The organism is Ramlibacter sp. (genome assembly GCA_019635435.1).
GTDB lineage: Bacteria > Pseudomonadota > Gammaproteobacteria > Burkholderiales > Burkholderiaceae_C > JAHBZM01.
The window spans coordinates 3,212,192-3,226,215 of sequence record JAHBZM010000001.1 but is presented as its reverse complement, the minus strand read 5'-3'; the positions used below and the strand labels follow the sequence as shown (position 1 = coordinate 3,226,215).

Below are 14,024 nucleotides of genomic sequence, written 5' to 3'. Positions count from 1 at the left end.
GATAGGCGGCCGGACTGGCTTGACGAGCGGTGGCCGATGAGGGGCCGGTGGAGGTTGCCCCGCGACAGGCAAGGCGACCCCCGCCCATGAAAGAACCCTACCGCCTCACCTCATCCACCAGCGTCTTGAACTCGTCAATATCCTCAAAACTGCGGTAAACGCTGGCAAACCGCACATAGGCGACCTTGTCGAGCTTCTTGAGTTCGCGCATGACCAGTTCGCCGATCCGGTTCGATGCCAGTTCGCGCACACCCAGGTTGAGCAGCTTTTCCTCGATGCGCTCGATCGCGCTGTCGATCTGCTCGGTGCTCACGGGGCGCTTGCGCAGCGCCAGGTTCATCGAGGCGACCAGCTTGGTGCGGTCAAATTCGATGCGCCGGCCGTCCTTCTTGACGACGGCCGGGAAGTTGACCTCAGGGTGCTCATAGGTCGTGAAGCGCTTCTCGCAGGCACCGCACTGGCGCCGGCGGCGGATGAAGTCGCCGTCCTCGGACACGCGTGTCTCGACCACCTGGGTCTCCGCATGTCCGCAGAACGGGCATTTCATCGGGGCGTCACTTGTAGACCGGGAAGCGGGCCGTCAGGGCGTTGACCTTGGCACGCACGGCCTCGATGTTGGCCGCGTCGCGGGGGTTGTCCAGCACGTCGGCAATCAGGTTGGCCGTGAGCCGCGCTTCTTCTTCCTTGAAGCCGCGGGTGGTCATGGCCGGGGTGCCAATGCGCACGCCGCTGGTCACCATGGGCTTTTCCGGGTCGTTGGGGATGGCGTTCTTGTTGATGGTCATGTGGGCGCTGCCCAGCACGGCCTCGGCTTCCTTGCCGGTGATGCCCTTGGCCCGCAGGTCCACCAGCATCACATGGCTTTCGGTGCGGCCGCTGACAATGCGCAGGCCGCGCTGCACCAATGTTTCAGCCACCACAATCGCGTTCCTGGCCACCTGCTGCTGGTAGGCCTTGAACTCGGGCATCAGAGCTTCCTTGAAAGCCACGGCCTTGGCGGCGATCACGTGCATCAGCGGGCCGCCCTGCAGGCCGGGGAAGATGGCGCTGTTGATGGCCTTTTCGTGCTCGGCCTTCATGAGGATGATGCCGCCGCGCGGGCCGCGCAGGCTCTTGTGGGTGGTGGAGGTCACCACGTCGGCGTGGGGCACCGGGTTGGGGTATTCGCCAGCCGCAATCAGGCCGGCATAGTGCGCCATGTCCACCATGAAGATGGCGCCCACGTCCCGGGCAACCTTGGCAAAACGCTCAAAGTCGATTCGCAGGCTGTAGGCGGAGGCGCCCGCAATGATGAGCTTGGGCTTCGTCTCGTGCGCCTTGCGCTCCATGGCGTCGTAGTCGATCTCTTCCTTGTGGTTCAGGCCGTAGCTCACCACGTTGAACCACTTGCCGCTCATGTTGAGTGCCATGCCGTGGGTCAGGTGGCCGCCCTCGGCCAGGCTCATGCCCATGATGGTGTCGCCGGGCTTGAGGAAGGCCAGGAACACGGCCTCATTGGCCGACGCGCCGCAGTGCGCCTGCACGTTGGCGGCCTGCGCGCCAAAGATCTGCTTGACGCGGTCGATCGCCAGTTGTTCGGCCACGTCCACGTGCTCGCAGCCGCCGTAGTAGCGCTTGCCGGGATAGCCCTCGGCGTATTTGTTGGTGAGCTGGGTGCCCTGCGCGGCCATCACGGCCGGCGAGGCGTAGTTCTCGCTGGCGATCAGCTCGATGTGGTGTTCCTGGCGCGCGTTCTCGGCCTGGATGGCGGCCCAAAGCTCGGGGTCGGTCTGTTCAACAAGAATGTGGCGGTCGTACATGGCAGTCCTTCAAGACGTGGTCCCGGTGCAAGGCACGGGCTGCCCAGGCGAACGGCTGAAACGCCACGGGCCTGCTCAATGATCTTGATCAAACCGGGCGGTGCGCTTCCCAGTGGTTGTCCGCAGGGGCTGCGGTGGTCCACGTCAGCACGGGCTGCCCGCTGGGGGCGCCGCGCCTATCGCCAGTCGCGCACCCCGCAAGTGTAGCTGACCGGTGCGGGCGTGTCCGCCCGACCTCGCCAAAATGCTCAGGAACTGGCCAGGGCTGCGACCTTGTCGCCAGCGGGCGGAGCCATCCGGGGCGCCATGACCGGAATGGACTGGACCGGCGGCGGAACAAAGGTCGGCACGGCCTTGCCGGTGGCCACCAGGTGCAGGCGCTGGTGCTCGGCCAGTACCTTGCCCGCGTAGCCGCCGTCGTCTTCCAGGTTGGCCGCACCCACATAGAATTTCAGCCCACCTTCCAGGGAGCCGGCCCGTGCAATGCATTCCTGGAGCACCTTGACGCCCACGCGCAGATTGGTCACGGGGTCGAAGGCGGCCAGCTTGCCGCCAAAGCTCTCGTACTTGTCGCTGTGGATGCCGGTCATGACCTGCATCAGGCCCTGGGCGCCCACGGGACTCTGGGCAAACGGGTTGAAGCCCGATTCGATGGCCATGACGGCCAGAATCAGCGTCGGGTCGAGCTTGGTGCGCGCCCCGATGTCATAGGCCTCGGCCACCAGCGCGCCCAGCGGTTCGGGCGCCACGCGGTACTTGCGGCTCAGCCAGTAGGCCACGGCCGCCTGCTGTTTGGGCAGCGACTTGGGGTTGGTGGCCGTGGCACGTTCAATGGCGCCGCTCTCGACTTCGATGCCGAGCGTGGCGATCTGGCGGGCCTGCAGCCAGCCAATCAGTTTCACTTCGCCGGTCTGACGCAAGTCAGGCCGGGCGGTCAGGGTGATCGCAGCAAAAACAACGGCCAAGCCCACGAGGGCAAAACCGTTGTGCGTGATCTCAAAAAAGCCTTGGGCGACGTCGGATGCAAAGGTTCGCACGCCCTGGGCGATTTGGCCTAACGCTGTCATAGCACTTCCTTTCTACGCGCGGGCCCGGTCGGTCATGCTGGCTTGCCAGCATCACAACTCAGGCTCCTCGTTTGGATTGGTACGCCATCAATATCCTGAAATGTCCTCTGACATCTTGCAGCGATTTGACTTAGCCGGGGTCGGCAGCGGGTTCGGGTTGTCCCTAGGTTTCTCGGGACTGGGCGGATTCTGATGGAATCAAAATACCGAGTCAATCATATTAAATAGACTCTTTATTCAAATATTAAATTTAGAAAACTGTTTAAACGTCCAGCTTTTCGGCTCCGAATTCAGGGCTTCCTGTGTGGGGGCGAGACTTGCGCGGGGTTGGGCACGCCAAAAATGGCCGGGCGGCGTTTCAGTTTGTGAGGCCTGTTTCTGGAGTCGATCCCCTATCTGTTGCCCTCTGTGGCCCTCTGAAAAGGCCAGCCTGCGCCAGGTCATCCTGTCAAGGCAAATGAGGCAATCATGCGCGGCGGCGTCATTGAAAATCCGATTTGCATTCGGCAGGGGGCTCGTCTAAGTTAGGGGGGCTTGTTGATTCAAGCATCAAGCCGGTAGGAGCCAATCCACGTTGCAAGACGGAGTGAGGCAGCAGCCCCGGCCATTCATGGAAGCAATCCGTTGCTCCCTACGCAGTCCGGGACTCGACTCTCCTGGCTGCGCACCCAGACGGCAAGGACATTACGTCAGCCGTCAAGCCCGGCGGGCAGGCTTCAGGCCAACCGACCGGGCTTTCTCTTTTGGCGGTTGAAGATATGCTCGGGCGCTCCGTGCTGACCTGCTTCATGAGTCATGCCGGGATTTCCAGCGGATAAACGGCGAAAATAGCCGTTTCGCCGACTGTCGGCGTTTCTTTCCAGTCAACCTAGATTCCTGCAGTGACCCCTACCAGCCCCAAAACCAACGACACCCAAGCGCTCGACACCCTGACCGGCGGTGCTTTCTCTGCACCCACCTCGGGCGAGCGCGCCGCGCGCGTGCGCGACTGGCTGGCCACCCAACCTGCGCTGGAGCACATGCAGGAAGTCTTCAAGGAACTCAGCGGGCGCGACAAGGGCGCCGCCAAGCTGCTGCGCGAGAAGCTTGACGAGATCAAGCGCAGCAAGGGCCAGGAAGCCATTGCCTCGGAATGGGCCGAAAAGGGCCAGGCCCTGCTGGCCCTGTCGCGCCTGAACATGGCCGACGCCATGGCCTGGCAGCGCGACGCCGCCAAGGCCGGCGCCCCGCTGTCGCGCGAGCCGCTGGCCGGCCTCAAGGCCCAGCTGGCCGAACGGGTCAAGGGCATCGAGGACCTGCAGCACCGGGTGCAGGTGCAGCGGGAGGCGGCCGTGCTGCTGGCCCAGCGCATTGAAATCCTTTCCACCAAATCCTGGCGTGACGCTCAGGCCGCAGCCGAGGCGCTGATGCGCGACGTGCCCTCGTGGCAGGTGCAGGCGGACGCACTGCTGTCCGATCCCAACTGGCCCAGCCTGGATGGCAAGTTCCCGCCGTTGCTGGAGGCCTCGCGCGCCCAGTTGCAGATGGTGTGGGATGCCTTCCAGAGCGCCGTGGCGCTGGCCGTGGCCGCCGATGCCGACGCGGCGGCGCCGCTGCCGCCCGTGCCGGTGTGGGCCGACGAGCTGCGCGTGGCGCGCGGCCAGCCCGCTGAAGCCGCACCGCCCCGGCCGGCCCGCCCCAAGGTGGACCCCGAGGTTCGGGCCCGCGCGACCCAGGCCGTGCGCGAGGTGCTGGGGACGCTCGAGAAGGAAATTGCCGAAGGCCATGGCAAGGCCAGTGCCGGTGCCGCCGCGGCCCTGCGCAATGCGCTGAAGGAGCATGGCAAGCTGGTGGACGACAAGCTTGAAAACCAGGCCCACGCGGCGCTGGCGGCGGCTGGCGAGCTGGAGGGCTGGCAGCGCTGGCGCGCCGACCAGTTGCGCGAGGAACTGGTGGCCAAGGCCGAGGGCCTGTTCGAGAAGGCTGCACCGGTGGAGGGCCAGGAGCCCGCGCCGCCCAAGCCGCGGTTCGGCGGCCGCAAGATGCAGGAGGCCCTGCGCGGCCTGCGCGACCAATGGAAGCAGACCGACCAGGGCGGCGTGCCCAACCATGCCTTGTGGAAGCGCTTTGACGAGGCCTGCAATGAAGCCTACAAGGTGGTGGAAGCGTGGCTGGAGAAGGTCAAGGCTGACGCCGCCGAGCACCGGGCCCAGCGGCTGGCGCTGATTGGCGAGCTCAAGGCCTGGGCCGCCGACAATGCCACCGCCAAGGGTGGCGACTGGAAGGGCTTCAACCGCATTCTTCATCAGTTCAGCGACCGCTGGCGCGAAGCCGGCCATCTGAGTGAAAAGGCGTTTGCCGAAATGCAGCCGATGTGGAAGGAAGCCTTTCACGCCGCCGCCGCGCCACTCGACGCGGTGCAAAAGCAGAGCCTGGAACGCCGCCACGCCATGATTGACGAGGCCCGCGCGCTGGGCGCCGCACCCATGCTGCGGGTTGATGCCGTCAAGGCGCTGCAGCAGCGCTGGCAGGCCGAGGCTCAGACGGTGCCGCTGGACCGCAAGCAGGAGCAAAAGCTCTGGGACACGTTCCGCAAGCCGATTGATGAAGCCTTCCAGCGCAAGGACGAGGAGCGGGGCAAGGCTGCTGCGGCGCTCAGCGACCGCGACCGCGTGGTGCTCGATGCGTCCAAGGCGCTCGAAGCCGCCAATGCCACGGGCGACGCGCAGAAGATCCGCGCCGCCATGGCCGCGCTGGACGCCGCGTTGCGCGGCCAGGCTCAGGCCGCCGCCGCGGTCGCCCGCCAGAATGAAGAGCCGAATCAGGCGCCAGCGCCCGTCCCGCCTGCACCTGCTGCTACTGAATCTGTAGCGACGGACGGGCCGGCCGATGCGCCAGCCGCGGCAGAGGCCGCGCCGGCTGACCCGGCGGCGTCCACCGATGCAGCCGCCGAAGGGGAAGTGGCGGCCGCGCCCGCACCGGCACCGGCGCCCAAGCCAGCACCCAAGCCCGTGATCGCGATGCGCGGCGACGACCGTCCCGGCATGAAGAAGGCCGAGCCCGCGCAGGCGGGCCGGGGCGGCAAGTTTGGCGACCGCAAGGGCGCGCCCGGCGGCCGGCCTGATTCACGGGGCCCGCGCGGCGGCGGCATGGACAACAAGTTCGAGCCCCGGCGCGATGACCGCGGCGGGCGCTTTGGCGACCGTGACCGCGAGGACCGTGGCCCCCGGCTGGGCGACGCCGCTTTCCGCGCGCAACGCGAGGCACTGGAGCATGCCCAGCTGGCCTTGAAGAAGCTGGCGGCGCAGGCCCATGGCGAAGCGCTGACCCAGCTGCTGTCGGCCTGGGAGCAGCGCGCCGCCGACCAAGTGCCGGGCCAGCAGGAGCTGGGCCGGTCGGTGCCGCCCGCCGTGCGGGGCGCCTGGGTCCAGGCCGTGGGCGCGGCGCCGTCGGGCGATGCCTCCGAGGCCTTGTTGCGGCTCGAAATGGCCGCCGAAGTGCCCACGCCGGCCGAGCACCTGAACGCCCGCCGCCAGATGCAACTGCAGTTGCTCACGCGGCGCAACGACCCGGCGCCCGCTGAAACCTGGGGGCAGGATGCCGGCAAGGTGCTGGCCGCGGCGCACGATGCGGCCGCCGCGCGGCGCCTGCAGAACGCCCTCAAGGCGCTGCTGCGCAAGTAGCCGCCAGCCCCGATCCGCTATCTATTTGATAGCGATTGGTGGCCGGCTGGCCTGGACTCCAGCCTGATTTGGCTTGAAAAACCCGTCAAACAGCGGGACCAGCGTGGCAAACGCCCCGGCAAACCGCGGGCGGTTCACAAAATAGGCCTCGCAGGCCACCGCGAAGAACTCGTCGATGGACTGCGCGCCATACGGGTCCAGCCAGGGGGGCTCACCGCCAAAGCGCTCGGCCATGATCACCTGCTCGCGGAAGGCGTCGTAGGCGGTCTCCAGCGTGGCCAGCCAGGCCCGGCGCGCCGAGGGGCCCGGCAGGGGCGGGCAGCCATCGGCCGCGCCGTCGCGCATGTCGATCTTGTGGATGAATTCGTGGATCACCACGTTGTAACCCTGTAGCGCGGTGTCACCGGCCTCGCGCACGTCCTGCCAGCTCAGCATCACCGGCCCGCCGGCCATGGCCTCTCCGGCCAGCACCTCGCTGTAGTGATGGACCACGCCGGCCTCGTCCATCACCTCGCGCCGCGCCATCACTTCGCCGGGATGGACCACGACGCCCACAAAGTCGTCGTACCAGCGCAGCGCGGACGCCGCTGGCGCGTCCGGCGCCAGGTGCAGCAGGGGCAGCACGGCCTGGGCCGCGATGTCCAGCGCCATCCCGTCGGTGACGCTGAAGCCGTGGGCCCCGTGAAACTCCTTCTGCGCGAGAAAGCCCGCTGCCAGTGCCCGCAGCCGCTGTTGTTCGGCGGGTGAAAGGGCCGCCAGAAAGGGGTAGCGGTCCAGCGTGCCCTGCCAGGCTGCTTCGGGGATCGCCGGCGGCGAGCGCCACCTGCGAAGCCAGCCCCACATCAGGCCAGGGGCAGGCGTTGCAGCCCGCCCGGCGTGAGGCGCAGGACTTCCAGCCGTGGCGGCTGCGCCGCGGCCTCCCAGTCGCTCAGAACCACGCGCGACAGGCCGTCACCCAGCGCATGGGCGCCGGGCCGGTGGGTATGGCCGTGGACCATGACCCGCGCATCGGCGGCCTGCAGCCAGGCGCGCGCGGCGGCGGCATCCACGTCGGCGTACGCGGTGCCGGCGCGCTTGCGCTGCTCGCTGGCGTCGCGCAGGCTGCGGGCCACGGCCTGGCGCTCGGCCAGCGGCCGGGCCAGAAAGGCCTGTTGCCAGCCGGGGCTGCGGACCTCGGCCCGGAACGCCAGGTAGTCGTGGTCGTCCAGGCACAGGGCGTCGCCGTGGGTCAGCAGCCAGCGCTGGCCGCCAAAGTCCAGCACACAGGGGTCGTCCAGCAAGGTGGCGCCGCAATGGGCCATCAGCGCCTGGCCCACCAGAAAGTCGCGGTTGCCGGGCATGAAGAAGACCGGGCGCGCGGCGCTGGCGGCGCGCAGCACGCCGGCGCAGCGGGCCTCGAAGCCGGCGTCGCCACCGGCGCCCAGCACGTCATCGCCGACCCAGACTTCAAAGAGGTCACCCAGGATGAACACCGCATCGGCCGGTGTGTTGCGCATGAAGCGCTGCCAGGCGTCAAAGGTGGCCGGCTCGGCGGCCTGCAGGTGCAGGTCCGAAATGAAATCGACCGTGCGCCAGTTCGCGGGCGCTTGAAGCTCGGCGAACCGGGGTACGGTCGGGGGGCTCACGCGAGGGGTCAGACCACGACGGCCTTCTCGATCACCACGTCTTCGTTGGGCACGTCGTCGTGAAAGCCCTTGCGGCCGGTTTTGACGGCCTTGATCTTGTCCACCACGTCGGTGCCGCCAACCACCTTGCCGAACACCGCATAGCCCCAGCCCTGCATGCTGGGCGCGGTGTGGTTCAGGAAGCCGTTGTCGGCCACGTTGATGAAGAACTGGGCCGAGGCGGAGTGGGGCGCCTGGGTGCGCGCCATGGCCACGGTGTAGTTGTCGTTCTTCAGGCCGTTGTTGGCCTCGTTCTCGATCGGCGCGTCGGTCGGCTTCTGGTTCATGCCCGGCTCGAAGCCGCCGCCCTGGACCATGAAGCCCGGGATCACGCGGTGAAAGACGGTGTTGTTGTAGTGGCCCTTGGTCACGTAGCTGATGAAATTGGCGACCGACTTGGGTGCCTTGTCGGCGTCGAGTTCCAGCGTGATCACGCCGTACTTGGCAATGTGCAGTTCGACTTTGGGGTTGCTCATGGTGGGGTTCCTTCCTGACTACTTCAGCAGTGTGGCGCTGTTGATGATGATGGGGGTTTTGGGCACGTCGCTGCCGAACGGGCCGCCGGGGCCGGTGGGCACGGCCTTGATCTTGTTGACCACGTCCATGCCGCTGACCACCTTGCCGAACACGGTGTAGCCATACAGCTGGGGCGAGTTCAGCAGGTTGGCGCGCGGGACGTTTTCATAGGTCCGGCCACCGTACTCGAACTTGGGCACCGGGTCGCCGGGCGGGATGATGGTGGGGTCGAGGAAAGCGTTGTCCTTGACGTTGATGAAGAATTGCGCCGACGCCGAATTCGGGTCGTTGGTGCGGGCCATGGCCAGCGTGCCGACCACGTTGCGCGGGCCGCCCTTGGCCAGGGCCTCGCGGCCTTCGTGCGCCACGGGCGGGCGGGTGGGCTTTTGTACGTACTTGGCATCGAAGCCGCCGCCCTGGACCATGAAGTTGTCGATCACGCGGTGGAAGATGGTGCCGTCGTAGTGCTTGTCCTTGACGTACTGCAGGAAGTTCTCGACCGTTTTGGGGGCCTTGTCGGGATAGACCTCGACGACGATGTCACCGGCGCTGGTGGCAAATTTCACCCGGGGCGCGTCTTCGGCCAGGGCAGGGCCCGCGACCAGGCCACAGGCCAGCAGGGCGGCCGCGGCGCGGCGGGTGATCGTGATGGATGGTTTCATCCAATGACTCCTTCAAAGAAAATTTTCCACTGCTGGCCCTGGCGGACCCAGTACTGGCGCTTGGTCTGGCCGCTGCGCTCGCCTTCGGCCACCTCGCCAAAGGTTACCACCATGGTGTCGGCTGAATCGGTCCAGCGCAGGTAGGACAGGTCCTTGAGCTGGATGCCGCGGCCGCCGCTGCGGTCCAGCTCGCTGCGCAGTGTGGGGGTCCATTGCGCCAGGGTCTTGCCATAGCTGTTGAAGTCGGCCGTGTAGAAGCTGAGCGTGCGGGCGAGGTCGCCGCTGGATTTGGCGCTGCGCCAGGCCTGCAGTGTGTCCTCGAAGCGGAAACTGCCGGCCGCGGCGGTTTGCGGCGCCACCCACTGCAGCTGCGGGGCAATGACCACGGGCGTGGTGCGCACCTCCACCGTGCCGATGATGCGTTCCAGGTCGGGGTTGGCCAGCACCACGCAGCCATCGGTGGCCTTGGGCGCGCGCGAAAACTGCCCCGGCGGCGTGCCGTGCAGCCAGATGCCGCTGCCGGTCTTGCCGCGCCGCGCGTCATAGGGGTTGGGGTAGTTGATGGGCAGCGCACCCACCCCGTAGAAGTCCTTGAGCGACTTCGGGTCGAGGTTGCTGGTGATGAAGTACACCCCCAGCGGGGTCCGCTGGTCGCCTTCCGTGGTTTTCTCGATGCCCAGCTTGCCCACGGAAATGTAGTAGTCCGCGACCAGCCGCAGCCCGGTGGTGGAATTCTCGAACAGGTACAGGCGCGAGCGCGAGGCATCCACCGCGATGGCATGCCGCGTGCGCGGTGACAGCGCCAGGAACTGCGACGGAATGGTGCCTGGCGGGGGCCGCTCGCGCAGCGCGCGCATGCGCACCTGGGATTCCTCCCGCAGTTCGGCCAGCATCGCGGCCCCCGCCTGCGCCGTGCCGGGCGGAACATCGCCGAGCGCGCGCACGGGCCGGGTCTGGGCGGCCAGCAGGTCGCCATAGACCAATTGCGCCAGCTGGAAGTTCGGGTGGTCGTGCACCAGGGCTTCGGCGCGGGCCAGGGCCTCGCGGCCGCGCGCCTGGCCAATCAGCCGGTAGACCTCGATCAGGCGGGCCTCGGTCTCACCGTCACGCACGGCGGGTCGGGCTGGCGGGCGCGCGGGGCCGGCCGGCTGGCGCGCGCGTGTCTTCTTGATCTGGGCGGTGGAAGGGGCTTTTTTCTTGCGCTTGGACTTTTCCGAGGCGCCAGCCAGCCCGGGCTGCACCAGCAGCGCCGCGGCGAGAAGAAAGACAACGAGATACGTCCGCTTCATGAGGACTCTTGCAAACACTGCTCTTGCAATCACTGGCACCGGTACCTTCCGGTGGAGCCGAGGGCGCAAGAAGCGGGCCTGCGCCAGGCCGGCACCGGGAAACCTGACATCAGCCGCCCGTCGATTCCTTGACGATCAGCCAGTTGTTGCCGGACTTGACCATCTCCAGGGTCTTGCGGCTGGAGATGTTCAGGGTGTCGGCGCTGTAGGCCTGGCGGAACCGGGCCGTGGCCTTGTTGCCGTTGACCGATACGCTCATGTCCGTGAGGCGGATGGTGATGTGGGACTTGCCGACAATGCGCGAACGTCGCTCTTCTTCCCAGTCCTTGCGGCTCTGGTTGCCCGTGGGGTCGAAGTCCTTGCCGTAGGCGGCCAGGTAAGCGGTCATGTCCTTGGCCGCCCAGGCGGCGGCCCAGGCCTTGACGGCGGTCTCGACGTCCCTGGCGGCAGCGTCCGCCGAAGCAGGGGCGGGCGCCGGCGCGGGGGCGGCCGGGGCCGGGGTGACCGGACCCGCCGCGGACGGGGCAGGCGACGGCGCCTTGGCCACGACCGCAGGCGGTGCCACGGGGGCGGCGGCGGCCGCAACCGGGGCCGGAGCCGGGGCGGCGGGCTTTTGCCCCTTGGCGCCTGGCGCGAACAGGTCGCGGATCAGCGCCAGCTTGGGCTGCACGCCGGTGTTGCTGCTGTCCAGCTGCAGCGCCTTGCTGTAGGCCTGGCTGGCCAGCTTGGCATAGACGTCGCCAAGGTTCTCGTGCGCGGTGGCGTAGCTGGGATTGGTGCGGATCGCCATCTCCAGGGCGGCCCGCGCCTTGTCGAACTGGCTCTGGCCGGCATACAGCACGGCAAGGTTGTTGTAGGGCTCGGGCAGTTCGGGGTAGTCCTCGGTCAGCTTGGTGAAGGTGGTGATCGCGTCGCCGGGTTTGCCGGCCTCGGTCTGGATCACGCCCTTGAGGAAACGCATCTGCGGGTCGCGCGGCTTGCCCGCCAGATACTGGTCGGCCTTGGTGAGGGCCTCGGCGAGCTTTCCGGAACGCAGCAGCTGGTTCACGTCCCCGTAGTCGTCGGCACGGGCCGCCGAAACATTCAGGCTGAACAGGGCTGCCAGGGCAACAAGGCGCAAGGCTTTCGGGACCGGCGAACGGGCGTGCGTCATAAAACCTCTTGTGTCGTACGCATGTGACAAGCCCCGGCACGGGGGCTATATACTGCGCTGGATTGTAGCCGAGGGGGTATCGTTCCCGCCCCTGAAGCCTACCCTGACCCAACCCACCAGAGCCGATTTCCGCTCACGTCCATGTTTGCCATGGACGCGGGCCCGACCCCATCCATGAGCCTGCGCATCTACAACACGCTGTCGCGTGAACTGGAGGACTTTTCACCACTGGAACCCGGCCATGTCCGCATGTACGTCTGCGGCATCACGGTCTATGACCTGTGCCACATCGGCCATGCGCGCGCGAATGTCGCGTTCGACCTGGTCCAGCGCTGGCTCAAGGCCTCGGGCCTGGCGGTGACCTTTGTGCGCAACATCACCGACATCGAGGACAAGATCATCCGCCGTGCTGTCGAGAACGGCGAGAGCATCCGCGCCCTGACCGCGCGCATGATCGACGAGATGTACCGCGACTTTGATGCCCTGGGGATCGAGCGGCCCACGCAAGACCCGCGCGCCACCGATTACGTGCCCCAGATGCTGTCCATCGTGCGGACGCTCGAAGGCAAGGGCCTGGCCTACCAGGCCGAGTCGGGCGATGTGAACTTCGCGGTGCGCAAGTTCCCGGGCTACGGCAAGCTCTCGGGCAAATCACTGGACGAATTGCATGCGGGCGAGCGCGTGGCCGTGCTCGACGGCAAGGACGATCCGCTGGATTTCGTGCTTTGGAAATCATCCAAGCCGACGGAGCCGGACGACGCCCGTTGGGACAGCCCCTGGGGTCCCGGCCGGCCTGGCTGGCACATCGAATGCTCGGCCATGGCCTGCGCGACCCTGGGGCAGACCTTCGACATTCACGGCGGGGGGGCCGACCTGCAGTTTCCGCACCACGAAAACGAAATTGCCCAGAGCGAGGGAGCCCATGGCGTGCCGCTGGCGCGCTACTGGATGCACAACGGCTTTGTGAACATCGACAACGAGAAGATGTCCAAGAGCCTGGGCAATTTCTTCACCATTCGCGAGGTCCTGCAGAGGTTCGATGCCGAGACCATCCGTTTCTTCATCGTGCGCGCGCATTACCGCAGCCCGCTCAACTACAGCGACGTGCATCTGGACGACGCGCGCGGTGCCCTGAAGCGCCTTTACACGGCCCTCGAAACGGTGACGCCCGACGAGGTGACCGTCGACTGGACGAACCCCTTCGCGAGCCGGTTCAAGACGGCGATGGACACGGACTTTGGCACCCCTGAGGCCGTGGCCGTGCTGTTCGAGCTGGCCGCCGAGGTCAACCGGACCCGTTCGGGCGCGGCAAGCGGCCTGCTCAAGGCGCTGGGCGGCGTGCTGGGCCTGCTGCAGGGAGACCCCAGGGCCTTTCTGCAGGCCGGCGCGGGCCTGGACGAGGCGGCCATCCAGCAACGGATCGAGGCCCGAGCGGCAGCCAAGAAGGCCCGGGATTTTGCCGAGGCGGACCGCATTCGCGATGAACTGCTGTCCAAGGGCATTGTGCTCAAGGATTCGGCCTCCGGGACCACCTGGGAGGCCGCTGCGTGAGCACCGCGCGCAAGCCGCCGCCGGCTGCGGTGGTGCAGGTCACGACGCCGGTCTATTGGGAGGAAGCTTGCCGCCATCTGGCCAGAAAGGACCGGGTGATGAAGCGCCTGATCCCGCAGTTTGGAGATGCCTGCCTGCAGTCGCGCGGTGACGCCTTCACCACGCTGGCGCGCAGCATCGTCGGTCAGCAGATTTCCGTGAAGGCTGCGCAGACGGTGTGGGACCGCTTCACCCAACTGTCGCGCACGCTGGCGCCCGCGAGTGTGCTCAAGCTCAAGGTTGATGACATGCGGGCGGCCGGCCTGAGCGCGCGCAAGATCGAATACCTGGTGGACCTGGCGCTGCATTTCGACTCGGGCGCCATCGATGCCGCTTCCTGGGCCGCCATGGATGACGAGGCCATCATTACGGAACTGGTCGGCATCCGCGGCATTGGCCGCTGGACCGCGGAGATGTTCCTGATCTTCCACCTGATGCGGCCCAATGTCCTGCCGCTGGACGATGTGGGCCTGATCGCCGGCATCAGCCAGAGCTATTTCTCCGGCGATCCCGTGAGCCGAAGCGATGCCCGTGAGGTGGCCGATGCCTGGGCACCGTATCGCAGTGTCGCAACTTGGTATATTTGGCGCTCGCTGGATCCGCTGCCCGTGGCGTACTGAAA

12 protein-coding genes are annotated in these 14,024 nt (G+C 67.0%); 3 read left to right on the top strand and 9 right to left on the bottom strand.

All coding sequences use genetic code 11. The features are described from left to right. Positions 1-97: 97 nt before the first annotated feature. The 3 genes from nrdR to KF796_15560 all read right to left on the bottom strand — a co-directional run bounded on the left by nrdR (position 98) and on the right by KF796_15560 (position 2,866). Positions 98-547 carry a transcriptional regulator NrdR gene (gene nrdR / locus KF796_15570; protein MBX3588053.1) on the bottom strand — a complete coding sequence of 150 codons (450 nt, stop codon included), beginning with the start codon at positions 545-547 and terminating at the stop codon, positions 98-100. 7 nt (positions 548-554) lie between these two features. Next, entirely contained in the window at positions 555-1,799 is a 1,245-nt protein-coding gene (locus KF796_15565; protein ID MBX3588052.1) for a serine hydroxymethyltransferase, read from the bottom strand. Positions 1,800-2,047: 248 nt separating this feature from the next. Continuing rightward, a complete protein-coding gene (locus KF796_15560; protein ID MBX3588051.1) occupies positions 2,048-2,866 on the bottom strand; it encodes a lytic transglycosylase domain-containing protein in 819 nt (272 codons plus the stop codon). A gap of 881 nt (positions 2,867-3,747) precedes the next feature. On the opposite strand from KF796_15560, the gene KF796_15555 reads away from it, so the two are divergent. After that, on the top strand, positions 3,748-6,528 hold the full coding sequence (locus KF796_15555; GenBank protein MBX3588050.1) for a DUF349 domain-containing protein: 2,781 nt from the start codon (positions 3,748-3,750) through the stop codon (positions 6,526-6,528). 21 nt (positions 6,529-6,549) lie between these two features. Here the strand turns inward: KF796_15555 and KF796_15550 are convergent, their stop codons facing one another. From KF796_15550 to KF796_15525, 6 genes are all read right to left on the bottom strand, one after another. Then, the gene (locus tag KF796_15550; protein MBX3588049.1) at positions 6,550-7,371 is read right to left on the bottom strand and encodes a zinc-dependent peptidase; all 822 of its coding nucleotides are present in this window, start codon (positions 7,369-7,371) and stop codon (positions 6,550-6,552) included. After that, positions 7,371-8,153, bottom strand: a complete 783-nt coding sequence (locus tag KF796_15545) for a UDP-2,3-diacylglucosamine diphosphatase (protein MBX3588048.1) — start codon at positions 8,151-8,153, stop codon at positions 7,371-7,373. Before KF796_15545 ends, KF796_15550 begins: the two co-directional genes overlap by 1 nt. 8 nt (positions 8,154-8,161) lie before the next feature. After that, entirely contained in the window at positions 8,162-8,668 is a 507-nt protein-coding gene (locus KF796_15540; protein ID MBX3588047.1) for a peptidyl-prolyl cis-trans isomerase, read from the bottom strand. Between the two features lie 18 nt (positions 8,669-8,686). Continuing rightward, positions 8,687-9,370 carry a peptidylprolyl isomerase gene (locus KF796_15535; protein ID MBX3588046.1) on the bottom strand — a complete coding sequence of 228 codons (684 nt, stop codon included), beginning with the start codon at positions 9,368-9,370 and terminating at the stop codon, positions 8,687-8,689. Continuing rightward, positions 9,367-10,659 carry a L,D-transpeptidase family protein gene (locus tag KF796_15530; protein MBX3588045.1) on the bottom strand — a complete coding sequence of 431 codons (1,293 nt, stop codon included), beginning with the start codon at positions 10,657-10,659 and terminating at the stop codon, positions 9,367-9,369. The genes KF796_15535 and KF796_15530 overlap by 4 nt, the downstream gene beginning before the upstream one ends. A 109-nt stretch (positions 10,660-10,768) precedes the next feature. After that, positions 10,769-11,812 (bottom strand): tetratricopeptide repeat protein, encoded by a 1,044-nt coding sequence (locus tag KF796_15525; protein MBX3588044.1) that lies wholly within the window; start codon positions 11,810-11,812, stop codon positions 10,769-10,771. 174 nt (positions 11,813-11,986) lie between these two features. Between KF796_15525 and cysS the strand changes: the two genes are divergently transcribed. Next, on the top strand, positions 11,987-13,363 hold the full coding sequence (cysS, locus tag KF796_15520; GenBank protein MBX3588043.1) for a cysteine--tRNA ligase: 1,377 nt from the start codon (positions 11,987-11,989) through the stop codon (positions 13,361-13,363). Beyond that, a complete protein-coding gene (locus KF796_15515; GenBank protein MBX3588042.1) occupies positions 13,360-14,022 on the top strand; it encodes a DNA-3-methyladenine glycosylase 2 family protein in 663 nt (220 codons plus the stop codon). The genes cysS and KF796_15515 overlap by 4 nt, the downstream gene beginning before the upstream one ends. Positions 14,023-14,024 lie beyond the last annotated feature (2 nt).

Bases quoted from the DNA above. Each gene is read 5' to 3' on its own strand.
- nrdR (MBX3588053.1), bottom strand. From the start codon at position 547: ATGAAATGCCCGTTCTGCGGACATGCGGAGACCCAGGTGGTCGAGACA.
- KF796_15565 (MBX3588052.1), bottom strand. From the start codon at position 1,799: ATGTACGACCGCCACATTCTTGTTGAACAGACCGACCCCGAGCTTTGG.
- KF796_15560 (MBX3588051.1), bottom strand. From the start codon at position 2,866: ATGACAGCGTTAGGCCAAATCGCCCAGGGCGTGCGAACCTTTGCATCC.
- KF796_15550 (MBX3588049.1), bottom strand. From the start codon at position 7,371: ATGTGGGGCTGGCTTCGCAGGTGGCGCTCGCCGCCGGCGATCCCCGAA.
- KF796_15540 (MBX3588047.1), bottom strand. From the start codon at position 8,668: ATGAGCAACCCCAAAGTCGAACTGCACATTGCCAAGTACGGCGTGATC.
- KF796_15535 (MBX3588046.1), bottom strand. From the start codon at position 9,370: ATGAAACCATCCATCACGATCACCCGCCGCGCCGCGGCCGCCCTGCTG.
- KF796_15530 (MBX3588045.1), bottom strand. From the start codon at position 10,659: ATGAAGCGGACGTATCTCGTTGTCTTTCTTCTCGCCGCGGCGCTGCTG.
- KF796_15525 (MBX3588044.1), bottom strand. From the start codon at position 11,812: ATGACGCACGCCCGTTCGCCGGTCCCGAAAGCCTTGCGCCTTGTTGCC.
- cysS (MBX3588043.1), top strand. From the start codon at position 11,987: ATGAGCCTGCGCATCTACAACACGCTGTCGCGTGAACTGGAGGACTTT.